24 protein-coding genes are annotated in these 22,127 nt (G+C 73.3%); 4 read left to right on the forward strand and 20 right to left on the reverse strand.

Features of this window, described 5'->3' with window-relative positions; translation table 11 throughout:
- Positions 1-25 precede the first annotated feature (25 nt).
- Positions 26-1,054, forward strand: a complete 1,029-nt coding sequence (locus DQ240_RS15970; protein ID WP_113840611.1) for a Gfo/Idh/MocA family oxidoreductase — start codon at positions 26-28, stop codon at positions 1,052-1,054.
- A gap of 19 nt (positions 1,055-1,073) precedes the next feature.
- Here DQ240_RS15970 and DQ240_RS15975 read toward each other — a convergent pair whose 3' ends face one another.
- Positions 1,074-3,101 carry a protein meaA gene (locus tag DQ240_RS15975; protein WP_113840612.1) on the reverse strand — a complete coding sequence of 676 codons (2,028 nt, stop codon included), beginning with the start codon at positions 3,099-3,101 and terminating at the stop codon, positions 1,074-1,076.
- 99 nt (positions 3,102-3,200) lie between these two features.
- On the opposite strand from DQ240_RS15975, the gene DQ240_RS15980 reads away from it, so the two are divergent.
- Positions 3,201-3,506 (forward strand): hypothetical protein, encoded by a 306-nt coding sequence (locus DQ240_RS15980; protein ID WP_113840680.1) that lies wholly within the window; start codon positions 3,201-3,203, stop codon positions 3,504-3,506.
- Positions 3,507-3,510: 4 nt separating this feature from the next.
- Here DQ240_RS15980 and murA read toward each other — a convergent pair whose 3' ends face one another.
- A complete protein-coding gene (murA, locus tag DQ240_RS15985; protein ID WP_113840613.1) occupies positions 3,511-4,794 on the reverse strand; it encodes a UDP-N-acetylglucosamine 1-carboxyvinyltransferase in 1,284 nt (427 codons plus the stop codon).
- 59 nt (positions 4,795-4,853) lie between these two features.
- Here murA and DQ240_RS15990 point away from each other — a divergent pair, with 59 nt between their 5' ends.
- Positions 4,854-5,426, forward strand: a complete 573-nt coding sequence (locus DQ240_RS15990) for a cob(I)yrinic acid a,c-diamide adenosyltransferase (protein WP_113840614.1) — start codon at positions 4,854-4,856, stop codon at positions 5,424-5,426.
- Between the two features lie 18 nt (positions 5,427-5,444).
- Here DQ240_RS15990 and DQ240_RS15995 read toward each other — a convergent pair whose 3' ends face one another.
- The 14 genes from DQ240_RS15995 to DQ240_RS16060 form a co-directional block, all read right to left on the reverse strand.
- Complete coding sequence (locus DQ240_RS15995; RefSeq protein ID WP_113840615.1) at positions 5,445-5,846, reverse strand: DUF2550 domain-containing protein; 402 nt, start codon at positions 5,844-5,846, stop codon at positions 5,445-5,447.
- Between the two features lie 49 nt (positions 5,847-5,895).
- Positions 5,896-6,285 carry a F0F1 ATP synthase subunit epsilon gene (locus DQ240_RS16000; RefSeq protein WP_113840616.1) on the reverse strand — a complete coding sequence of 130 codons (390 nt, stop codon included), beginning with the start codon at positions 6,283-6,285 and terminating at the stop codon, positions 5,896-5,898.
- A gap of 138 nt (positions 6,286-6,423) precedes the next feature.
- Positions 6,424-6,687, reverse strand: a complete 264-nt coding sequence (locus DQ240_RS16005; protein ID WP_147262007.1) for a hypothetical protein — start codon at positions 6,685-6,687, stop codon at positions 6,424-6,426.
- A gap of 432 nt (positions 6,688-7,119) precedes the next feature.
- The gene (gene atpD, locus DQ240_RS16010; RefSeq protein ID WP_113840618.1) at positions 7,120-8,556 is read right to left on the reverse strand and encodes a F0F1 ATP synthase subunit beta; all 1,437 of its coding nucleotides are present in this window, start codon (positions 8,554-8,556) and stop codon (positions 7,120-7,122) included.
- Positions 8,557-8,578: 22 nt separating this feature from the next.
- On the reverse strand, positions 8,579-9,553 hold the full coding sequence (locus DQ240_RS16015) for a F0F1 ATP synthase subunit gamma (RefSeq protein WP_113840619.1): 975 nt from the start codon (positions 9,551-9,553) through the stop codon (positions 8,579-8,581).
- 3 nt (positions 9,554-9,556) lie between these two features.
- Entirely contained in the window at positions 9,557-11,188 is a 1,632-nt protein-coding gene (gene atpA, locus DQ240_RS16020; RefSeq protein ID WP_113840620.1) for a F0F1 ATP synthase subunit alpha, read from the reverse strand.
- 62 nt (positions 11,189-11,250) lie between these two features.
- Complete coding sequence (locus tag DQ240_RS16025) at positions 11,251-12,123, reverse strand: F0F1 ATP synthase subunit delta (protein WP_113840621.1); 873 nt, start codon at positions 12,121-12,123, stop codon at positions 11,251-11,253.
- Positions 12,123-12,683 carry a F0F1 ATP synthase subunit B gene (locus DQ240_RS16030; RefSeq protein WP_113840622.1) on the reverse strand — a complete coding sequence of 187 codons (561 nt, stop codon included), beginning with the start codon at positions 12,681-12,683 and terminating at the stop codon, positions 12,123-12,125. The genes DQ240_RS16025 and DQ240_RS16030 overlap by 1 nt, the downstream gene beginning before the upstream one ends.
- A 63-nt stretch (positions 12,684-12,746) precedes the next feature.
- Positions 12,747-12,974: an ATP synthase F0 subunit C gene (atpE, locus tag DQ240_RS16035; RefSeq protein ID WP_089402402.1), complete on the reverse strand. Its 228-nt coding sequence runs from the start codon at positions 12,972-12,974 to the stop codon at positions 12,747-12,749.
- 115 nt (positions 12,975-13,089) lie between these two features.
- Entirely contained in the window at positions 13,090-13,917 is an 828-nt protein-coding gene (gene atpB / locus DQ240_RS16040) for a F0F1 ATP synthase subunit A (RefSeq protein WP_113840623.1), read from the reverse strand.
- Positions 13,914-14,141 carry a hypothetical protein gene (locus DQ240_RS16045; RefSeq protein WP_233498763.1) on the reverse strand — a complete coding sequence of 76 codons (228 nt, stop codon included), beginning with the start codon at positions 14,139-14,141 and terminating at the stop codon, positions 13,914-13,916. Before DQ240_RS16045 ends, atpB begins: the two co-directional genes overlap by 4 nt.
- Positions 14,142-14,341: 200 nt before the next feature.
- Positions 14,342-14,764: a hypothetical protein gene (locus tag DQ240_RS16050; protein ID WP_113840625.1), complete on the reverse strand. Its 423-nt coding sequence runs from the start codon at positions 14,762-14,764 to the stop codon at positions 14,342-14,344.
- Between the two features lie 29 nt (positions 14,765-14,793).
- Positions 14,794-16,053 (reverse strand): glycosyltransferase family 4 protein, encoded by a 1,260-nt coding sequence (locus DQ240_RS16055; RefSeq protein WP_233498764.1) that lies wholly within the window; start codon positions 16,051-16,053, stop codon positions 14,794-14,796.
- Between the two features lie 115 nt (positions 16,054-16,168).
- Positions 16,169-16,810: an L-threonylcarbamoyladenylate synthase gene (locus tag DQ240_RS16060; protein ID WP_113840626.1), complete on the reverse strand. Its 642-nt coding sequence runs from the start codon at positions 16,808-16,810 to the stop codon at positions 16,169-16,171.
- A gap of 34 nt (positions 16,811-16,844) precedes the next feature.
- Between DQ240_RS16060 and DQ240_RS16065 the strand changes: the two genes are divergently transcribed.
- A complete protein-coding gene (locus DQ240_RS16065; RefSeq protein ID WP_233498765.1) occupies positions 16,845-17,621 on the forward strand; it encodes an endo alpha-1,4 polygalactosaminidase in 777 nt (258 codons plus the stop codon).
- On the opposite strand, the gene prmC is transcribed toward DQ240_RS16065, so the two are convergent.
- The 4 genes from prmC to rho form a co-directional block, all read right to left on the reverse strand.
- Positions 17,591-18,463, reverse strand: coding sequence for a peptide chain release factor N(5)-glutamine methyltransferase (gene prmC, locus DQ240_RS16070; RefSeq protein WP_113840681.1), 873 nt, complete (start codon positions 18,461-18,463; stop codon positions 17,591-17,593). The genes DQ240_RS16065 and prmC overlap by 31 nt on opposite strands.
- Positions 18,460-19,551 carry a peptide chain release factor 1 gene (gene prfA, locus DQ240_RS16075; protein WP_113840628.1) on the reverse strand — a complete coding sequence of 364 codons (1,092 nt, stop codon included), beginning with the start codon at positions 19,549-19,551 and terminating at the stop codon, positions 18,460-18,462. Before prfA ends, prmC begins: the two co-directional genes overlap by 4 nt.
- 99 nt (positions 19,552-19,650) lie before the next feature.
- Positions 19,651-19,884, reverse strand: coding sequence for a 50S ribosomal protein L31 (rpmE, locus tag DQ240_RS16080; protein WP_113840629.1), 234 nt, complete (start codon positions 19,882-19,884; stop codon positions 19,651-19,653).
- Positions 19,885-20,019: 135 nt separating this feature from the next.
- Positions 20,020-22,065 carry a transcription termination factor Rho gene (gene rho, locus DQ240_RS16085; RefSeq protein WP_369832014.1) on the reverse strand — a complete coding sequence of 682 codons (2,046 nt, stop codon included), beginning with the start codon at positions 22,063-22,065 and terminating at the stop codon, positions 20,020-20,022.
- Between the last annotated feature and the right edge of the window lie 62 nt (positions 22,066-22,127).

The raw sequence follows: 22,127 nt of genomic DNA on the forward strand, positions 1-22,127 counted from the left end.
CAGGTGCGGGGTGCATGATCGGGAGATGGACAGCGTGCGCGTCGGCCTGGTCGGATACGGATTCGGCGGTCGCTGGTTCCACGCGCCGCTGCTCGCCTCGGCCCCGGAGATCGACCTCCTCGGCGTGGTGACGAACTCCCCCGAGCGGCGTGCCCTCGTCGCCGCGGACCACCCCGGGCTGGACACGTTCGGCTCGCTGGAGGAACTCGCGGCGGCCGGCGCCGAGGCCGTCGCCATCTCCACGCCGGCCGACACCCACAGCACGGTGACCGACCGCGCCCTGGAACTCGGGCTCGCGGTCGTCTGCGACAAGCCGTTCGCGCTCGACGCCGCGGCCGCCCGGCGCAGCGTCGAGCTCGCCGCCGCCCGGGGCCTGCCCCTGGCGCCGTACCAGAACCGGCGGTGGGACTCCGACTTCCGCACCGTGCGCACGCTGGTCGCCGACGGCCGTCTGGGACGGGTCACCCGCTTCGAGTCGCGGTTCGAGCGGTTCGCGCCGGAGCCCGGTCCGCCGGCCGCAGGGGGCGGGACGCTGCTGGACTTCCACAGCCACCTGGTCGACCAGGCGCTCGTGCTCCTCGGCCCGGTCGCGGCGGTGTACGCCGAGTGGAGGGTGCGCGACAGCGGCCGGGACGACGACGTCTTCGTGGCACTGACCCACGCCGACGGCGCGCGGTCCCACCTGTGGGGCAGCTGGTCCCAGGGCGCGCCGGGCGACCGGTTCCGCGTCTCGGGCACCGAGGGCGCCTACGTCGTCGGCGGCCCGATGGACGGGCAGGAGGCCGCCATCCTGGCCGGCCGCACGCCGGCCGGTGAGGGCGAGCGCTGGGGCGTCGAGCCCCCGGAGCGCTACGGCCGGCTGCGCCGGGGGGACGACGGGGAGGTCGTGCCGACCGAGCGCGGCCGGTGGGACGTCTTCTACCCCGCCTTCGCCGCGGCGGTCCGCGGCGAGGGCGCCGTGCCGGTCGACCCGTGGGACGCCGTCGCGACGGCCACGGTGCTGGACGCCGCCCGTCGCAGTGCCACCACGGGCGAGGTCGTCCGGCTGCGCTGAGCCGGACGACCTCGGAGGCTCAGGCGGGCGTCGGCACCCGGTCGCCGGACTCCGCGGGCAGCCCGTTCGCCTCGCGCACGACGTCGACGATCTGGCCCATGATGTCGGTCAGCCCGAAGTCCTTGGGCGTGAACACCCGGGCGACGCCCTGCTCCCGCAGCCGGCGGGCGTCGCTGTCGGGGACGATCCCGCCGACGACCACCGGGACGTCGTCGAGGCCGGCCTCGCGCAGACCGCGCAGGACCGCCGGCACGACCTGCAGGTGCGAGCCCGACAGCACCGACAGCCCGATCACGTGCACGTCCTCCTCGACGGCGGCCGACACGATCTGGGCGGGCGTGAGCCGGATGCCCTGGTAGACGACCTCGAAGCCGGCGTCCCGGGCGCGCACGGCGATCTGCTCGGCGCCGTTGGAGTGCCCGTCGAGGCCGGGCTTGCCGACCAGGAACCGCAACCGGCCGCCGAGCTCCTCGCCGGTGGCGCGCACCCGCTCGCGGACGGCGGCCAGGCCCTCGCCGGCCCCCCCGCCGGTGGCGGCCGCGACCCCGGTGGGCGCGCGGTACTCGCCGAACACCTCGCGCAGCACCCCGGCCCACTCCCCCGTCGTCACACCGGCGCGGGCGCACTCGAGGGTGGCCTCCATGAGGTTCTCGTCGGTGCCGGCGACCTGCCGCAGCCGCTCCAGCGCCCGCTGGACCGGCTCGGGGTCGCGCTCGGCGCGCCACTTCTGCACCGCCTCCTGGGCCGCGTTCTCGACCGCCGGGTCGACGACCATGATCGCGGTGTCGAGGTCGGCGGTGAGCGGGTTGGGCTCGGTGCTGTCGAACTTGTTGACGCCGACGACCACGTCCTCGCCGCTCTCCATCCGGCGGCGGCGCTCGGCCAGCGAGGCCACGAGCTGGCCCTTCATGTAGCCGGACTCCACCGCGGCGACCGCGCCGCCCATCTCCTCGACGCGGGCCATCTCCGCACGCGCGCCCTCGACCAGCTCGGCGACCTTGCGCTCGACGACGACCGACCCGGTGAAGAGGTCCTCGTACTCGAGCAGGTCGGTCTCGTAGGCGAGCACCTGCTGCAGGCGCAGCGACCACTGCTGGTCCCACGGCCGGGGCAGGCCGAGCGCCTCGTTCCACGCCGGCAGCTGCACCGCGCGGGCGCGGGCGTCGCGGGACAGGGTGACCGCGAGCATCTCCAGCACGATCCGCTGGACGTTGTTCTCCGGCTGGGCCTCGGTCAGCCCGAGGGAGTTGACCTGCACGCCGTAGCGGAACCGGCGGTGCTTGGGGTTCTCGACGCCGTAGCGCTCCTTCGTCAGCTCGTCCCACAGCTGCGTGAAGGCGCGCATCTTGCACATCTCCTCCACGAAGCGGACGCCCGCGTTCACGAAGAAGGAGATCCGCGCGACGACCTCGCCGAAGGCCTCCTGCGGCACCTGCCCGGAGTCGCGCACCGAGTCCAGGACGGCGATGGCGGTGGAGAGCGCGTAGGCGATCTCCTGCACCGGCGTCGCCCCGGCCTCCTGCAGGTGGTAGCTGCAGATGTTGGTCGGGTTCCACTTCGGCATGGCCGTCACCGTGTAGGCGACCATGTCGGTGATCAGCCGCATCGAGGGCCCGGGCGGGAAGACGTAGGTCCCCCGCGACAGGTACTCCTTGATGATGTCGTTCTGGGTCGTGCCGGCCAGCTTGCTGACGTCGTGCCCGTGCTCCTCGGCGACCGCCTGGTAGAGCGCGAGCAGCCACATCGCGGTGGCGTTGATCGTCATGGACGTGTTCATCTCGTCTAGCGGGATGCCGTCGAACAGCGCCCGCATGTCCCCGATGTGCGTCACCGGGACGCCGACCTTGCCGACCTCACCCACGGCGAGCTCGTCGTCCGGGTCGTACCCGGTCTGGGTCGGCAGGTCGAAGGCGACCGACAGACCGGTCTGGCCCTTGGCCAGGTTCCGGCGGTACAGGGCGTTGGACTCGGCGGGCGAGGAGTGACCCGCGTAGGTGCGCATGACCCAGGGGCGGTCGCGCTCCTCCGGCGACGAGGGGAACGGCATGGAGGGAGGATAGGGGGGTTACCGGCCAGTAGCATCCCCGGCCCGGGTGGTGCGACCGGTGGCACACTCGAACGGGGCCGAGAGGAGGCAGCGGTGGGGATGCACTACACCGTGGCGCCGGTGGTCGTCTTCGCCGTGCTCGCGCTGCTGGCCCTGTTCATGCGGTGGGCGTTCGGGACCGGCGACTCGCGCCGACGCCGTCCCGCCGCCCCGTCCGACGACGGCCTGCTGCTCCGGGTGGCCACCGCGTCGAGCCGGGAGTCCGCCCTCGCGCTGCGCGCGGTGCTGTCCGACGCCGGCATCCGCTCGACCGTCCGCTCCCCCGCGCCGCACCGCGTCGAGGTGCTGGTGTTCCCGGAGGACGCCGAGCGGGCCCGCAGCCTCGCGGCCACCTTCCCCGGCTGAGCGGCTACTGGGCCGGCCGGGTCACCCGCTCGATCGTCGCGCCGAGCCCGCGCAGCTGGTCGACGAAGTCGGGGTAGCCGCGGTCGACGTGGTGCACCTCGGCCACCTCGGTGACGCCGTCGGACACCAGGCCGGCGAGCACCAGGCCCGCGCCGGCCCGGATGTCGGTGGCCTGCACCGGCGCGCTGGACAGCCGCTCCCGGCCCCGGACGACGGCGTGGTGACCGTCGATCCGCACGTGCGCCCCGAGCCGCACCAGCTCGTTGACGAACATGAACCGACCCTCGAACACGTTCTCGGTGATGAGCGCCGTCCCCGAGGACACCGCGGCCAGCGCGACCGCCATCGGCTGCAGGTCGGTCGGGAAGCCGGGGAACGGCAGGGTGACGACGTCGACGCAGCGCGGGCGGTCGGCCATCGCGACCCGCAGCCCGTCGGGCACCACCTCGACCGTGGCCCCGGCGTCGACCAGCTTGTCCAGCGCGACGGTCAGGTGCTCGGGCACCGCCCGCTCGATGACGACGTCGCCCCGGGTCATCACCGCGCCGATCGCCCACGTCCCGGCGACGATCCGGTCGGTGACGGTCGTGTACGAGACCGGGTGCATGGCGGTCACGCCCTCGACGGTGATCGTCGAGGTGCCGGCGCCGTCGATGCGGGCGCCCATGGCGTTGAGCATCGCGCAGAGGTCGGCGATCTCCGGCTCCCGTGCGGCGTTGTCGACGACGGTCGTCCCCTGGGCCAGCACCGCCGCCATCACGAGGTTCTCGGTGGCGCCCACCGACGGGAAGTCCAGCCAGATCGTCGTCCCCACCAGGCGGGGCGCGGTGGCGACGAGGAAGCCGTGCTCGCTGTCGATGGTGGCGCCGAGCCGCTCCAGGCCGGAGATGTGCATGTCCAGGCCGCGGGAGCCGATCGCGTCGCCGCCGGGCAGCGCGACGCGGGCGCTACCGCACCGGGCGACCAGCGGGCCGAGCACGCTGATCGAGGCACGCATCTTGCGCACCAGGTCGTAGTCGGTCTCCGTGCCCGGCTGCTCGGGGACGTCGATGGTGACCCGGCCGCCACCGCCGGTGCCGGGCATCCGCTCGTAGGTGACGCCGCAGCCCAGCCGCCGCAGGACCTCGCTCATGATCGCGACGTCCAGGATGTCGGGGACCTCGTCGATGGTGGTCCGGCCGGGCGCGAGCAGCGCGGCCGCCATGAGCTTGAGGGCGCTGTTCTTGGCCCCGGTCACCCGGACCCGCCCGGCGAGCGCGGTACCGCCGGTGACCTCGAAGCACTCCACGTGATCACCCTACGGCGGCTCGCGACCACCCGTCGGGGCGCGCGCTTAGGCTCTGCCGCATGACCGTCCGGCTGACCCGCATCTACACCCGCACCGGTGACGCGGGGCAGACCCACCTCGGCGACATGAGCCGGGTGGCCAAGACCGACCCGCGGCTGGTCGCCTACGCCGACGTGGACGAGACCAACAGCGTGCTCGGCGTGGCCCTGGCACTGGGCAGCCCGCCCGAGGACCTCGCGGTGCTGCTGCGCGGCGTGCAGAACGACCTGTTCGACGTCGGGGCCGACCTGTCGACGCCGATCGTGCCGGACCCGGCGCACCCGCCGCTGCGGGTCACCGCGGAGTACACCGCGCGGCTGGAGGCGGCCTGCGACGAGCACAACGAGCGGCTCGCGGCGCTGACCAGCTTCATCCTCCCCGGCGGCACCCCGCTGGGGGCGCTGCTGCACCAGGCCCGAACGGTGGCCCGCCGGGCGGAGCGCAGCGTCTGGGCGCTGCTGCAGGCCGACCCGGACCGGACGAACCCGGAGACCGCCCGCTACCTCAACCGGCTGTCGGACCTGCTCTTCATCCTCGCCCGGGTCGCCAACCCCGGCGGCGACGTCCTCTGGCAGCCCGGCGGCGGGCGCTAGGTCCCCGGCGGGCCGGACTCAGCGTCCGCGGGGGGCCGACTCCACCCAGGACAGGAACCCGGTCACCGTCGACGGGTCCATCGCGAGGTCCCGCGGTCCGGCGGCGGTCGAGCACGAGAGGACGACGACGTCCTCGGGGAGCGCGACATCGTCGCGCCCGGCCGCGCGCCGTCCCTCGATCTGGAGCTCGGCCCGGCACAGCCGGTGCTGAGGGCGGACCGACAGGGAGATGGCGCGGTACCAGAGCAGCGCGTCTCCGCCGTACCAGGCGACGCCCACCGACCAGCGCGACGAGCCCCCGGGCCGCAGCCACATGGTGACCGCGCCGAGGCCGGAGAGCAGGAATCTCCGGCGCAGCAGGAACGCCACGACCAGGACGAGCAGCAGCACCCCGACCAGCACCAGGAGGGCGGTGGTCATGGGGCCCGTTCCGGGAGCCGGGGGTGCGGTGCGACGTCCGGCAGGGAGCTCAGGCCTCCTGGCCGGCGGCGCGCAGCCGGCTCTGGGCCCGCCGGGCCGCGGCCAGCGCCTCGGGGTCGTCGCCCTCGGACTCGGCGCGGCGCAGGGCCTCGCGGGCCCGCTCGACGTCGATCTCGCGGGAGATCTCCGCCGTCTCGGCGAGGATCGAGACCCCCTGCTGCGACACGGAGAGGAAGCCACCGTGCGCGGCGACGACCAGGTCCTCGCCCTCGGTGGTGCGGATGGTGACGACGCCACCGTCGGCCAGCTGACCCAGGAGCGGCGCGTGTCCGGGCAGGACGCCGAGCTCACCCTCGGTGGTGCGGGCGATGACCATGCTCGCCTCGCCGGACCAGATCGTCCGCTCGACGGCCACCAACTCGACCTGCAGGGTCGCCACGTCACTCCTCGGGGTGCACCGCCAGGAGGCGGCCAACGGGCGCCGGTCCCGGAGGGACACGGCGACGGGTCACGGCCACTCTAACGGCGCGGCCGACACGCCCGGACGCCGCCCGCCCCGCTGCCACCCGACCGGGCGTCAGCCGATCCGCGCCCAGGTGCCGCAGCCGTCCGTCGAGAAGGCGACGTCCGACCCCGAGATCGTCACCGCAGCGTCGGCCGTCCCGAGGCCGTCGCTGATCAGGTCCCCGAAGTCCCCTGACAGGCCGGACAGCCGCTCCCGGTAGCAGAGCTCGCCCGGGTCCTGTGCCCGGTAGGTGCCGGGCGCGACCTCGGACCCCACCATGGGGATGCCGTCACCGGAGATGCTCCCGTCGACCGCCTGCCGCTCCAGCACCGTCACGGCATCCTCCCGGGCGGCCACGGCTGCCTCGCGGCCGTCCAGGTCGGCGGAGCGGGCGTCGAGGTCGGCGACCGTGGCGGCGCTCCGCGGCGACCTCCGCCCCGGGCACCCACGGCCAGTGCGCACACGGAGACGGCGGTGACGACGAGGCCCCGGTGGCGGGAGGACGGGTGCGGCCCAGCCGGACGCTCCCGGCCCCGCCGGGGTCCCGTGCGGGGACCGGACGGCGTCCCCGCCGGCCGACGCGTCCTGCGCCCCCGGCCGGCGCCAGGCGTCGTCGTGTCCCGGTGCGTCGTCCACCCGTGCCCTCGCTCTCCCGGCGGCCACCCTGACCGCCCGGTGCATCCTCGACGAGCGGAACCGAGGGGTCCGGGAACGACGACGGCCGGGACCCCCATGGGGGATCCCGGCCGTCGCGACCGTTCGGGCGGGTCAGCCCTTCTTCAGCTTGTCGGCGTTGCGCTCGAGGTCCTCGAGCCCACCGCACATGAAGAAGGCCTGCTCCGGCACGTGGTCGTAGGTGCCCTCGGTGAGCGCCTTGAACGCCTCGAGGGTCTCCGACAGCGGCACGAACGAACCGGGCTGACCGGTGAAGGCCTCGGCCACGAACATGTTCTGCGAGAGGAAGCGCTCGATGCGCCGGGCACGGTTCACCGTGACCTTGTCCTCCTCGCCGAGCTCGTCGATGCCGAGGATGGCGATGATGTCCTGCAGCTCCTGGTAGCGCTGGAGGATCTGCTTGACCCGCTGCGCGACCTGGTAGTGCTCCTGCCCGACGTACTGCGGGTCGAGGATCCGGCTGGTGGAGTCCAGCGGGTCCACGGCCGGGTAGATGCCCTTCTCCGAGATGGGCCGCGACAGGTTCGTCGTGGCGTCCAGGTGGGCGAAGGTGGTGTGCGGCGCCGGGTCGGTGATGTCGTCGGCGGGCACGTAGATCGCCTGCAGCGAGGTGATGGACCGGCCCCGGGTCGAGGTGATCCGCTCCTGCAGCTGGCCCATCTCGTCGGCCAGGGTCGGCTGGTAACCCACGGCCGAGGGCATGCGGCCCAGCAGCGTGGAGACCTCGGAGCCGGCCTGGGTGAACCGGAAGATGTTGTCGATGAAGAGCAGCACGTCCTGGTTCTGCTCGTCGCGGAAGTACTCCGCCATCGTCAGCGCCGACAGCGCGACCCGCAGGCGGGTGCCCGGCGGCTCGTCCATCTGGCCGAAGACCAGGGCGGTGGACTCGATGACGCCGGACTCGGTCATCTCCGCGATGAGGTCGTTGCCCTCACGGGTGCGCTCGCCGACACCGGCGAACACCGACACACCACCGAACTCCTGGGCGACGCGGCGGATCATCTCCTGGATGAGCACCGTCTTGCCCACACCGGCGCCACCGAACAGGCCGATCTTCCCGCCGGCCACGTAGGGCGTCAGCAGGTCGATGACCTTGATGCCGGTCTCGAGCATCTCGGTGCGACCCTCGAGCTGGTCGAACCGCGGCGGGTTGCGGTGGATGCCCCAGTGCAGGGCGTCGGCCGCGTGACCCGGCTGGTCGAGGCACTCGCCGAGGGCGTTGAACACGTGGCCCTTGGTGACGTCGCCGACGGGCACCGAGATCGGCCGGCCGGTGTCGGACACCTGCGCGCCACGGATCAGGCCGTCGGTCGGCTGCATCGAGATGGTGCGGACCACGTTGTCGCCCAGGTGCTGGGCGACCTCGAGGGTCAGCTTCTTGCCCAGGTCGGCGAGGGTGACCTCGACCTCGAGGGCGTTGAACAGGTCGGGCATCGCGTCGCGGGGGAACTCGACGTCGACGACCGGCCCGGTGACCCGGACGACGCGGCCGGTCGCCTGGGTGGTCGGACGGTCCTCGGTGACGGTCATGGGAGAACTCTCCTGCTCTGGGTCAGTCGTCTGCGTTGGCGGCGACCAGCGCGTCGGACCCGCCGACGATCTCGCTGATCTCCTGGGTGATGTCTGCCTGGCGGATCTGGTTGGCCTGCCGGGCGAGGTTCTTCGCCAGCTCCTCGGCGTTGTCCGAGGCCGACTTCATCGCCCGCCGCCGCGACGCCGACTCCGAGGCCGCGGACTCGAGCATCGCCGCGTAGATGCGGGTGGTGACGTACTTCGGCAGCAGCGCGTCGAGCAGCGACTCCGCCGACGGCTCGAACTCGTACGACGTCGGGACGCCGGAGTCGGCGGTGCGGCCGGCCTCCCGGTCCTCCCGCTCGTAGTCGAACTCCTCGACCTCCTCGACCTCCAGCGGAGCCATCCGCTTGGCGACCGGGACCTGGGCGAGCAGCGACCGGAACTCGGTGTAGACGATGTGCAGCTCGTCCACGCCGAGCACGCCGTCGGCACCGGCACCGCCGGTCTCGTCGTCGTCCTCACCGGCGGTGAAGACGTCGATGAGCGCGCGGCCGACCTCCTGGGCGTCGGTGTAGGCCGGCTGCTCCGAGAAGCCGGTGAAGGTCTCGGCCATCTCCCGGTTGCGGAACCGGTAGTAGGTCTCGCCCTTGCGGCCGACGACGTAGAGCACCGGCTCCTTGCCCTCCTGGCGCAGCAGCGAGAGCAGTTCCTCGGTGCGGCGCAGGACGTTGACGTTGTAGGAGCCGGCGAACCCGCGGTCGGAGGTGATGACCAGGACCGCCGCACGCCGCGGGTTCTCCCGCTCGGTGAGCAGCGGGTGGTCCAGCGACGCCGAGGACGCCAGCGCCGACAGCACCCGCGTGATCTCCCGGGCGTAGGGCTTGGAGGCCTCCACCCGGGCCTGGGCGCGCACGATGCGGGCACCGGCGATCAGCTCCTGGGCCGAGAAGATCTTCTTCGTCGACTTGGTGGAGCGGATGCGGCGCCGCAGCGCGCGGAGGTTCCCTGCCATCGGTCAGGCGCTCCGCTTGACCTGGACGCGCTCCTGGCCACGCTCCGAGGCGTCCATGGCCTCGGCCTCGGGCTCGTTCAGGGTGCCGCCGTCGGAGAGCTGGAACTGGCCGTAGAAGGCCTCGACCGCCCGCTCCAGGCCGGCCACGGCGTCGTCACCCAGGGCCCGCGAGGTGCGGATCCCGTCGTAGACGCCGGGCTCGCTGCGGCCCACGTAGTCGAGGAACTCCGACTCGAAGCGGCGCACCTCGCTGACCGGGACCTTGTCGAGCTTGCCGGTGGTGCCCAGCCACAGCGAGACGACCTGCTTCTCGACCGGGAAGGGGCTGTACTGCCCCTGCTTGAGCAGCTCCACCAGGCGCTGACCGCGGTCCAGGGTCGCCCGGCTGGCGGCGTCCAGGTCCGAGGAGAACGAGGAGAACGCCTCGAGCTCGCGGAACTGGGCCAGGTCCAGCCGCAGGCGGCCGGCGACCGACTTCATCGCCTTGATCTGCGCCGAGCCACCGACCCGCGACACCGAGATGCCGACGTTGATGGCGGGGCGGACACCGGAGTTGAACAGACCGGTCTCGAGGAAGATCTGCCCGTCGGTGATCGAGATGACGTTGGTCGGGATGTAGGCCGACACGTCGTTGCCCTTGGTCTCGATGAGCGGGAGACCCGTCATCGAACCGGCGCCCAGCTCGTCGGAGAGCTTCGCGCAGCGCTCCAGCAGGCGGGAGTGCAGGTAGAAGACGTCGCCGGGGTAGGCCTCGCGGCCCGGCGGACGGCGCAGCAGCAGCGAGACCGCGCGGTAGGCCTCGGCCTGCTTGGTCAGGTCGTCGAAGACGATCAGGACGTGCTTGCCCTCGTACATCCAGTGCTGGCCGATGGCCGAGCCGGTGTAGGGGGCGATGTACTTGAAGCCCGCGGCCTCGGAGGCGGGGGCGGCCACGATGGTCGTGTACTCCATCGCGCCGGCCTCCTCGAGGGCCGAACGGATCGAGGCGATCGTCGAGCCCTTCTGGCCGACGGCGACGTAGATGCAGCGGACCTGCTGCGCCGGGTCGCCGGTGGCCCAGGCCTGCTTCTGGTTGATGATCGCGTCGATGGCGATCGCCGTCTTGCCGGTCTGCCGGTCGCCGATGATCAGCTGGCGCTGGCCGCGGCCGATCGGCGTCATGGCGTCGATGGCCTTGATGCCGGTCTGCAGCGGCTCGTGCACCGATTTCCGCTGGACGACGGTCGGGGCCTGGAGCTCCAGCGCGCGGCGGCCGGAGGTCGCGATGGCGCCGCCACCGTCGATCGGGTTGCCCAGCGGGTCCACGACGCGGCCGAGGTAGCCCTCGCCGACCGGCACGGAGAGGACCTCGCCCGTGCGGCGGACCTGCTGGCCCTCCTCGATGCCGGCGAAGTCACCGAGGATGACGACACCGACCTCGCGCACGTCGAGGTTCAGCGCCAGACCACGCACGCCGCTCTCGAACTCGAGCAGCTCGTTGGTCATGACCGAGGGCAGGCCCTCGACACGGGCGATGCCGTCGCCGGCCTCGGTGACGATCCCGACCTCTTCCCGGGAGACGTCCGGGGAGTACTCGGTGACGTAGTTCTGGATGGCACTGCGGATCTCGTCTGCGGAGATCGTCAGCTCGGCCATGGCTCGCGTCCTCTTCCCTGCGGGTCGTGTCAGTGTTGCGGGCTGGTGGGGGTGGCGGTCGATCAGCCGACGAGGCGGCGGCCGGCCTCGTCGAGGCGGCGCAGGACGCTCCCGTCGATGACCTCGTCACCGACGCGGATGACCAGGCCCCCGAGAACGGCGGGGTCGACGGTCACCTGCAGCCCGATGGCGCGGCCGTAGACCCGGCCGAGCACGTCGGCCAGCCGCTGCTCCTGCGTCGCGGTGAGCGGGGCGGCGGCGGTGACGTGGGCGACCGACTGACCGCGGCGGCGCGAGGCCACCTCGGAGAGCCGCTCGATCGCCGTCTCCGCGTTGGCAACGGTGGGCCGGGTCAGGTGGTTCCGCAGCAGCTGCTCGGTGATCGGGCTGACCCGGCCGGCCAGCAGCCGGTCGAGGAGCGCGCTCTTGCCGGCAGCGGGGGCGCTGCGGTCGCTCAGGATGCGGGTCAGCTCGGGGTCGCCGGCGACGATGCGGCCGAAGCGGAAGAGCTCGTCCTCCACGCCCTCCAGCTCGCCGCGCACGTCGGCGGCGTCGAGCGCCGCCTCGGTGGCGAGGGTCTCGGCCGCCTCGATGAGGTCGAACGGCCGCGACCAGCGCTGCCGGGCGAGCGTCTCGACGAGGTCGAGCGCCGGGCCGGAGACCTTGCCGGCGAACAGCCGCTGCGCCAGGGCGGCGCGGTCGGCCGGCTTGCCCGCCGGGTCCGACAGCGCGCGCCGCAGCGACGGCTGGGCGTCGAGCAGACGGGCCACGGCGAAGAGCTCGTCGGCCAGGCCGACGAGGTCCTCCGCGGTGACCGCGCGCGGCTGACCGGTCACCCGGTCGCGCGCCCGCTCGAGCAGACCCGACGCCGGCCGGGTCAGCTCGCCGAGGCGCTCGCGTGCCTCGGCGATGGCTGCGCGACTGGCGGCGTCCATCAGCGGCTGCCCTCGGGGACGGTTGCCCCGGCGCGACCGTCGGCCATGCCCTCGAGCTGGTCGAGGAACCGGTCGACGGTGCCGCGACGGCGGGCCTCGTCGTCGAGGGACTCGCCGACCACCCGGCCGGCGAGGTCGACGGCGAGGGTGCCGATGTGCGTCCGCAGCTCGTTGAGGACCTGCTGGCGGGATGCCGCGAGCTGCTCCTCCCCGCGGGCGACGATCCGGGCCGACTCCTCCTGGGCCTGGGTGCGCAGCTCCTCGAGGATCTGCTGCCCCTCGGCCCGGGCCTGGTCACGGATCTGCGCGGCCTCGGTACGGGCCTCGGCCAGCTGGGCGCGGTACTGCTCCAGCGCCGCCTTCGCCTCGGCCTGCATCGCCTCGGCCCGCTCGATCCCGCCCTCGATCGCCTCACGACGAGCCCGGAAGACCTGCTCGAACCGCGGCGCGACGAACTTGAAGAACACCAGGAGCACGATCGCGAAGGCGATCAGCCCGATGATGATCTCGCCGACCGGCGGCAGGAGTGGGTTCTCACTCTCCGCAGCGAGGATGCTCATGGTCTCAGTGTCCCTGTCTGGGGTCGGTGCCCGTACTGAGGCATACGGATCAGGGCGTACGGATCAGATGCCGAAGACGAAGGGGACGACGAAGCCGATCAGCGCCAGCGCCTCGGAGAGCGCGAAGCCGAGGAAGGCGTAGGTACGGGTCAGGCCGGCGGACTCGGGCTGACGCGCGGTGGCCTGGATGTAGGCCGCCCACACGATGCCCACACCGATGCCGGGGCCGATCGCGGCGAGGCCGTAGCCCACCGAACCGATGCTGCCGGTCAGCTCTGCCAACAGGTCCATGCGAGGTGATCCTCCTGTGTCGTCGCCCGGCGTCTGCCGGGCGGCTTTCGGGGGTGGTGCGGGTGGTGCAGTTCAGGGGTGGTCCCGGCTCCGGCCGGGACTCAGTGCTCGGTGCTCAGTGCTCCGCCTCGATGGACCCGTTGAGGTAGGTGCCCATCAGGACGGTGAAGACGTAGGCCTGCAGGAAGATGACCAGCAGCTCGAAGAAGGTCATCACGATCGCCATCAGCGCGGAGATCGGGCCGAAGACCACCGAGTAGTTGCCCACCTGGAAGAGGTAGACCGCACCGAGGGAGAAGACGACCAGCAGCATGTGGCCGGCGAACATGTTCGCGAAGAGCCGGACCGCCAGGGTGAACGGCCGCACCACGAAGTTCTGCAGGATCTCGATCGGGGTGACCAGGATGTACATCGGCTTGGGCACGCCGGGCAGGAACAGGATGTCCTTGAAGTACTTCCCGGCGCCCTGCTCGCGGATCCCGATGTAGATGTAGAGGACCCAGCAGATCCCGGCCAGCACCAGCGGGAAGGCGAACTTCGACATCGGCGAGATCTGCGCGAACGGCACGATCGCCATGAAGTTGTTGAAGAGGATGAAGAAGAACAGCGCGGCGAGGAACGGCGCGAACGGGATGCCCTTGGGGCCGACCACGTCCCGGGCGATGCCGTCGCGGACCAGCGAGTAGCCGCTCTCCCCGACGAACTGCAGCTTGCCCGGCACGATCTGCGGCTTGCGCGACGCCGCGATCACGAACGCGAGCATCAGCGCCGTCGCGATCCAGAGGATGATCGTGATGCGGGTGATCGCGAAGTCGACGCCGAGGAGGGAGAACTCGGCCACCGTCTCCGGGTAGAACTCACCGAGACCGGGGGCCTGGAAGCCGTCGCCGCCGCCGGACTCGACCGCGAGCACGGTCCCGAGCGTCTGGGCGCTGGAGGTCACCGTTGTCCCTTCTGCGTCCTGGGCCGGCTCCGTCGTCCGCCCTGGGTGGTGCTGGTGTGCCTGGTGCTGCTGTGCGCGGCCCCCGATGGTGAGGGCAGACCGCCGAACCGCAGGACGACCACGTAGATCGCCACCGCCATGCCGAGGATGATGCCGACCGGGAAGAACACTCGCGTGTCCACCCACTGGTCGAGCAGCCACCCGGCCCCGCCCCACACGGCCATCCCGGAGATCAGCGTCCCGATGACCGCGTATCCGGTCTCGGCACCGCTACCACCGCTGGTCGGCTTCGCAGTCGGGGGCCGTGCGGACCCAGGTCTCGGGTCGTCCTCGGCCATCGGTTCCGGACACTATCAGCCGTGTGTCGTGGGGCTTTCGGGGTACGGGGCCCGGCTCCCCAGCACCACCCGTACGGGTGCCCGCGTCACGACGCGGGGGGGCGCGGGGGCTGCACGTAGTAGAGCGGGCGGGTCCACACCCAGCGCAGCTGGACGGCGCTCCACAGCAGCGCGCCGACGATCACCGACCAGGCGAGCGTGAGCCGGTCGAGCCACCCGTCCTCGGGCAGCGCGTTCAGCAGGCCGAAGAGCACGATCGCCTTGACGAAGAACGCGCCCATCGCCGCGGGCAGCGTGAAGGCGTCGTCGATCCGGCCCGCCCAGGCCACGACCACGCCGCTGACCACGAAGAACGCGGTCACCACGACCGCTCCCAGCACGACCCCGAGGGCGGCGTCCCAGCCCGCGACCAGGCCCGTGACCGGCGCGGCGACGGCGGTCACCGCGCCGGTGGCCAGCGCGCCGACGCGGAGGAACGACACGTCCCAGCCCGCCTCCTCGGCGGGCATCCGGGGGGACGTCTCTCGGGATGCGGCGTTCATCGGACCACCTGTTCGGTGCCGGGGGGCGGCGGGGCGGGAGCGGGAGCGGGGTGCACACGTGGGCCGGGATCGGGCGAGCGGACCGCGCGGGCCGTCGGGTGCGCGGCCCGGCTGCGCGAGCGCTGGGCCAGCAGCTCCGCGGCACGCGCCTCCCGGGCGGCCCGGCGGGTCCGCGGGGCCAGGACGACGACCACGCCGACCACCAGCAGCGCGCCGATCGCCGCGAGCAGCTCCACCCGGCCGCCGGTGATCGACAACGCCACGGCGCCGCTGGACAACGAGGCGGCCCAGAAGTACATGACCAGCACCGCGCGACGGTGGGAGTGCCCGATCGCCAGCAGCCGGTGGTGCAGGTGCATCTTGTCGGGCGAGAAGGGCGACCGGCCGCGGCGGGTCCGCCGGATGACGGCCATGAGCAGGTCGATGAAGGGGATGAAGAGGACCGCGATCGGCACCAGCAGCGGCAGGGCGAGCGGGAGCAGGCTGGCGGCGGAGTCGAACGACTGGGGGTCGACGTTCCCCGTCGCCGAGACGGCCGCGGCCGACAGCATGAGGCCGACCAGCATGGAGCCCGAGTCGCCCATGAAGATCCGCGCCGGGCTGAAGTTGTGCGGCAGGAAACCCATGCAGGCACCGGCCAGCATCGCGGTGATCAGCGCCGGGGCGCTGGCGACGTCGTCGTAGCCGGTGAGGCCGAGGTTGTAGCTGTAGGCGAAGAACGCCAGCGCCGCGATGGCGGAGACCCCGGCCGCGAGCCCGTCCAGGCCGTCGATGAAGTTGAGCGCGTTCACCGTCAGCACGGTCAGCAGGATGGTGAGCGGGACGCCGACGTCCGGGCCCAGCGAGATCGTCCCGAGGTCGGCGACCGGCAGGAAGACGAACGACAGCTGCACACCCAGCAGCACCATGACCCCGGCGGCGGCGATCTGGCCGGTCAGCTTGGTGAGCGCGTCGAGGCCGAACTTGTCGTCGAGCACCCCGAGCAGGCAGATCAGGCCGCCGGCGGCGAGCACCGCGGCGGTCTGGGAGTCGTCGAAGGTCCGCTGCAGCGCCGGCAGCCGGGTCGCCACCAGCACCGCGGCCGCGACGCCGAGGTACATCGCCACTCCCCCGCCGCGCGGCGTCGGGATGACGTGCACGTCCCGCTCGCGGGGTGCGGCCATCATCCGCAGCCGGACGGCGGCCAGCCGCACCACCGGGGTGGCGAGGTAGGTCACCAGCCCGGCGGTGAGGAGGACGACGAGGTACTCGCGCATGGGTCAGGCGGCGCCCTGCGGCTGCGCGGGCGGGGTGCTGCGGCCGGGGATGCTCATCGCGGGATCTCCCGGGCTGGACGACATCGGTCGGTCCACGGTAACGCCCCGGAGGCGGCTAGTCGGTCAGCTCGGGGACGACGGCGCGGAGCTGCTCGACGTCCACGGCTCCCACCCGCAGCACCCGCGGAGTCGGCGCCGTGCAGTCCACGATGGTGCTGGCCGCCGAGCCCGTGCGCGGCCCGCCGTCCAGGACCACCGCCGCCCGCTCCCCCAGCTGCTCGACCGCACCCGCGGCGTCGGTGGCCGCCGGCCGGCCGGACCGGTTGGCGCTGGAGACGGCCAGCGGGCCGGTGCGGCGCAGCAGGTCGCGGGCGATCTCGTCGTCGGGCAGGCGGACGGCGACGGTCCCCTCCGCGTCGCCGAGGTCCCAGGCCAGGGACGGCGCGTGCTCGAGGACGAGGGTCAGGCCGCCGGGCCAGAACTCCTCGGCGAGCCGGTGGGCGGTGGGCGGCAGCGTCACGACCAGGCCGGCCAGCGTCGAGGCCTCGCCGATCAGGACCGGGACCGGCATGGCGCGACCGCGGTTCTTCGCCGCCAGCAGCCGGGTCACGGCGTCGGGGGTGAATGCGTCGGCCGCCACCCCGTAGACGGTGTCGGTGGGCATCAGCACCAGCTCGCCGCGACCGATCGCCGCGGCCGCGGCGTCGAGCCCGGCGGAGCGGGCGTCGGGGTCGGAGCAGTCGTAGAGGTCGGCCACGGCCGGTCAGTCTCCCCCACCTACCCTGCGGGCCGTGCGGTGGCCGGTCGCGGGGCTCGGGCTGCTGCTCGCCGCGTCGGCCTGCTCGGGGTCCGCGGCGGGCGATCCGGCCCTGCCGCCCCCGGGGGCGCGGTGGGACTACCAGATCGGTGGCGCCGCGCCGCCCGGTGAGGGCGTCGGCGTCGTCGTGCGCGACCGGGGCGACGACCCGGAACCCGGCGTCTACTCGCTCTGCTACGTCAACGCCTTCCAGAGCCAGCCGGGCGCGGACGTGCCCGACGAACTCCTGCTGCGCGACGCCGCGGGGCTGCCGGTGGAGGACCCGGACTGGCCCGGCGAGTACCTGTTCGACGTCTCCACCGCCGAGCGCCGGGACGCGCTGCTGGACCACGTCGGCCCCTGGCTGGACCGGTGCGCCGAGGACGGCTTCGACGCGGTGGAGGCCGACAACCTGGACAGCTGGACCCGGTCACGCGGTCTGCTCGGCGAGGCCGACGCCGCGGCGACGGCCCGGCTCCTGGTCGACCGGGCGCACGCGGCCGGGCTGGCGATCGCGCAGAAGAACGCCGCGGAGCTGGCCGGCGCGGACCTCGGCTTCGACCTCGCCGTCACCGAGGACTGCGCCGTCCACGACGAGTGCGCGACGTACGCCGCGGCCTTCGGCGTGGTGCTGGACGTCGAGTACACCGACGAGGGGTTCGCCGCCGCGTGCGCGGCGGGCGTCGAGGGGGTCTCGGTCGTGCGCCGGGACCTGGCGGTCGCGACGCCGGACGACCCCGGCTACGTCGCGGAGTGGTGCCCGGCGCGCTGAGCGGTGGCGAACCGGGGCCGCCCCGCGAGGTCGGGGTGGTCGGCGACGTCGTCCCAACCGCCGTGCGCGCGCACCAGCGCGGGCAGGGCGGTCCCCTGCTGGTCGGCGTGCTCGATGCCCAGCGCACCCCCGGGCCGCAGCAGGCGGGCGGCGGTGGTCAGCAGGCCGCGGACGACGTCCAGCCCGTCGGGTCCGCCCCACAGCGCCAGCGGCGGGTCGTGGTCGGCGACCTCGCGGGGCAGCCGGGCACCGTCGGGGACGTAGGGCGGGTTGGAGACGACGAGGTCGACGCGGCCGTCGAGGTCGGTCAGCAACCGCGGGTCGGTCATGTCCCCGGACAGCACCTCGACCGGCCGGTCCCCGGCGGCGGCGCGCGCGGCGGCGTTGACCCGGGTCCACTCGATGGCGTCGGGATCGCGCTCGACGGCGATCACGCGTGCTCCGGGGTGCTCGTGGGCGATCGACAGCGCGATGGCGCCCGATCCCGTGCCGAGGTCGACGACGACCGGCGCCGGGACACCGGCCAGGCGGGTCAGGGCCCACTCCACGATCTGCTCGGTCTCCGGGCGGGGCACGAACACCCCCGGGCCGACGGCCAGCTCGAGGTACCGGAACGGCGCGCGACCGGTGAGGTGCTGGAGCGGGACCCGGTCGGCCCGCTGCCCGACGAGGGCGGCGAACCGGCCCGCGGCGTCGTCGTCGACCCGGTCGAGGGTCAGCAGCCCGGCCCGGGTGCGGCCCGTGGCGTGGGCGAGCAGCAGCTCGGCGTCCACCCGCGGGGACTCGATCCCGGCGTCGCCGAGCAGGCGGGCGGCGTCGGCGAGCAGCGTGCGGCTGTTCAGGAGCCGGCCGCCAGCAGCTCGGCGGTGTGCGCGCTGCTCAGGGCGTCGATGACCGGGTCGAGCTCGCCGTCGAGGACGGCGTCGAGGTTGTGCGCCTTGAAGCCGACCCGGTGGTCGGAGATCCGGTTCTCCGGGAAGTTGTAGGTCCGGACGCGCTCGCTGCGGTCGACCGTGCGGACCTGACTGCGGCGCTGGTCGCTCGCGGTCGCGGCGGCCTCCTCGCGCGCGGCGGCCAGCAGCCGGGAGCGCAGCACGCGCAGCGCGGACTCCTTGTTCTGCAGCTGGCTCTTCTCGTTCTGCGAGCTCACCACGATGCCGCTGGGCAGGTGGGTGATCCGCACCGCCGAGTCCGTGGTGTTGACGCTCTGCCCGCCGGGGCCGGAGGACCGGAACACGTCGATCCGCAGGTCGTTCGGGTCGACGGTGACGTCGACCTCTTCCGCCTCGGGCAGCACCAGGACGCCGACGGCGGAGGTGTGGATGCGCCCCTGGCTCTCGGTGACCGGCACCCGCTGGACGCGGTGCACACCGCCCTCGAACTTCAGCCGGGCGAAGATGCCCGCTCCATCGTCGCCACCGGGCGGTCGCGACTTGATCGCCACCGCGACGTCCTTGTAGCCGCCGAGCTCGGCGTCGACGGCGTCGAGCACGTCGGTGGCCCAGCCGCGCCGCTCGGCGTAGCGCAGGTACATCCGCAGCAGGTCGCCGGCGAACAGCGCGGACTCCGCGCCGCCCTCCCCCGCCTTGATCTCGAGGATGACGTCCTTGTCGTCGTCGGGGTCCTTGGGCAGCAGCTGCTCGCGCAGCCGGCCGGTCAGCTCCTCGATCTGCTGCTCCAGCGCCTCGGCCTCGGCGCGGAACGAGGCGTCCTCCGCGGCGAGTTCCCGGGCGGTGCCCAGGTCGTCGCGCGCCTGGTCCAGCGCGCGGGCGGTCTCCACCACCGGCGACAGCTGCGCGTACCGCCGTCCCAGCCGGCGGGCGCGGCCGGTGTCGGCGTGCACCGCCGGGTCGGCGAGCTCCAGCTCCAGGGCCGCGTGCTCGTCGAGCAGCCCGCGCAGCCGGTCGGTGCCGGCGTCGGGAGTGCTCATGACGGTGGCCTCTCGGAAGGGGTGGGGATCCGGGTGCGGACATGGCGACGGCGCCCGCCCCCACCCCCGGAGGGGCGGGCGCGGGCGCCGTCGGGAGCGCTACTCGCCGGCGCTGACCTTGGAGCCGGCGCGCTTGCCGAACCGCTTCTCGAAGCGGGCGACGCGGCCACCGGTGTCGAGGATCCGCTGCTTGCCCGTGTAGAACGGGTGGCAGGCGGAGCAGGTCTCGACGGTCAGCTGACCGCTGGGGACGGTGCTCTTCGTGGTGAAGGTGTTCCCGCAACCACAGGTCACCGTGGTGGTGTGGTACTCGGGGTGGATGCCGGGCTTCATGCCGTGGACCTCTTCCGCAGGTGTCGGTGCTGTCTGTCTGAACGCCGCCTACCGGTGCGGCATTCCAGGGCTGCCGGGCGGTACGTCGACCGTCGAGTATCCCCGATCGGTGCGCCCGCCCGGCAGCCGGGTGGGCTACTCCCCGCTGGAGAGCGTCGTCTTCTGGATCTGCATCAGGAACTCGATGTTGTTGCGCGTCTTGCGCAGCTTGTCCTGGAGCAGCTCCATGGCCTGCTGCGGCTCGAGCGCGGCGAGCACCCGGCGCAGCTTGATGATGATCGCCAGCTCGTCGGGCGCGAGGAGGATCTCCTCCTTGCGGGTGCCCGACGCGTTGACGTCGACGGCCGGGAAGATCCGCTTGTCCGCCAGCCGGCGGTCGAGCTTGATCTCCGCGTTCCCGGTGCCCTTGAACTCCTCGAAGATGACCGTGTCCATCGTGGACCCGGTCTCCACCAGGGCCGAGGCGATGATGGTCAGCGAGCCGCCGTTCTCGATGTTGCGGGCGGCGCCGAGGAAGCGCTTAGGCGGGTACAGGGCGGTGGAGTCGACACCGCCGGACAGGATCCGGCCGCTGGCGGGAGCCGCCAGGTTGTAGGCGCGGCCCAGCCGGGTGATCGAGTCCAGCAGGACGACGACGTCGTGGCCCATCTCGACCAGGCGCTTGGCCCGCTCGATCGACAGCTCGGCGACCGTGGTGTGGTCGGCCGGCGGGCGGTCGAAGGTCGAGGCGATGACCTCGCCCTTCACCGACCGCTGCATGTCGGTGACCTCCTCGGGCCGCTCGTCGACGAGGACGACCATGAGGTGGCACTCGGGGTTGTTCGTCGTGATCGCGTTGGCGATCGCCTGCAGCACCATCGTCTTGCCGGCCTTGGGCGGGCTGACGATGAGCGCGCGCTGGCCCTTGCCGATCGGCATGACCAGGTCGATGACCCGGGTGGTCAGCTGCTGCGGCTCGGTCTCCAGCCGCAGGCGCTCCTGCGGGTAGAGCGGGGTCAGCTTCGTGAACTCCGGTCGCTGCTTGGCCTGCTCGGGGTCCAGCCCGTTGACCGTGTCCAGTCGGACCAGCGCGTTGTACTTGTCCTTGCGCTCGCCCTCGCGGGGCTGGCGGACGGCGCCGGTGATCGCATCACCACGGCGCAGGCCGTAGCGGCGGACCTGCGACAGCGACACGTAGACGTCGTTCGGGCCGGTCAGGTAGCCCGAGGTGCGGACGAACGCGTAGTTGTCCAGCACGTCGAGGATGCCGGCGACCGGCAGAAGGACGTCGTCCTCGCCCACGGTCGGCTCGTTCGGCTGGTCGAAGCGTTCCCGGCCGTTGCGGCGGTTCCGGTCGCGGTAGCGACGGCCCCGGCGACCGCGGCCGCCCTCGAAGTCGTCGTCGTCCTCGTCGTCGCGGGCGCGGTCGTCGCGGCCCCGGGTGTCGACGCGCCCCTCGGAGCGGTTGCCGTCGGTCCGGTTGTCGGGACGCCCGTTGCGCTCGCCACCGTCACGGTTGCCGTCGCGGGCGGCGCGCTCGCCGCCGTCGCGGTTGCCGTCGCGGGCGGCACGCTCGCCGCCGTCGCGGTTGCCGTCGCGGGGGGCACGCTCACCGCGGTCGCGGGCGCCGTCGCGGCCCCCGTCCCGATCGCGGTTGCGGTTCCGATCGCGGTTGCGGGTGGGCCGGTCCTCGTCGCGCTCGTCGTCGCCGCGCGGGGCGCGGTCGTCGTCGCCACGGGGACCGCGGTCGTCGTCGCCACGGGCAGCGCGCTCGTCGTCGGTGCGGGCGCCGCGCTCGGCGGTCTCCGGCGCGGACGCGTCGGCGGACCCCTCCTCGGTCGCGGTCGCGTCGGCGGCCGGGGCGCCGGCGGGGCGGCTGGCCGCACGCCGGCGGCGGGGCTGCTCCACGGGGGCCTGGGCCGGCGTGTCCGCGTCGGCGGTGGTCAGCGGGCCGCCGTTGGCGCCTCCGCTGATGGGCGCCTCGAGCGGCGCGGCGGTGGCCGCGGCGCCGCGGGGGGTCGGCACGCCGTCCCGGGCGCCGGCGGTCGAGCCGCCATCGGAGGCGGTGTCGGCGGCCGTGTCGGCGCCGTTGCCGCCCACCTGGCGGGCGGAGATCGCGGCGACGAGGTCGCCCTTGCGCATCCGGGCGGTGCCCGAGATGCCCAGTTCGGCCGCCAGGCGCTGCAGCTCGGGCAGCAGCATCCCCGACAGCCCGCTGCCGCGGCGGCGGGACCGGCCCGCCTGCCCAGAAGCGGCAGTTGCCT

The sequence above is a fragment of the Blastococcus sp. TF02A-26 genome (genome assembly GCF_003319125.1).
GTDB lineage: Bacteria > Actinomycetota > Actinomycetes > Mycobacteriales > Geodermatophilaceae > Trujillonella.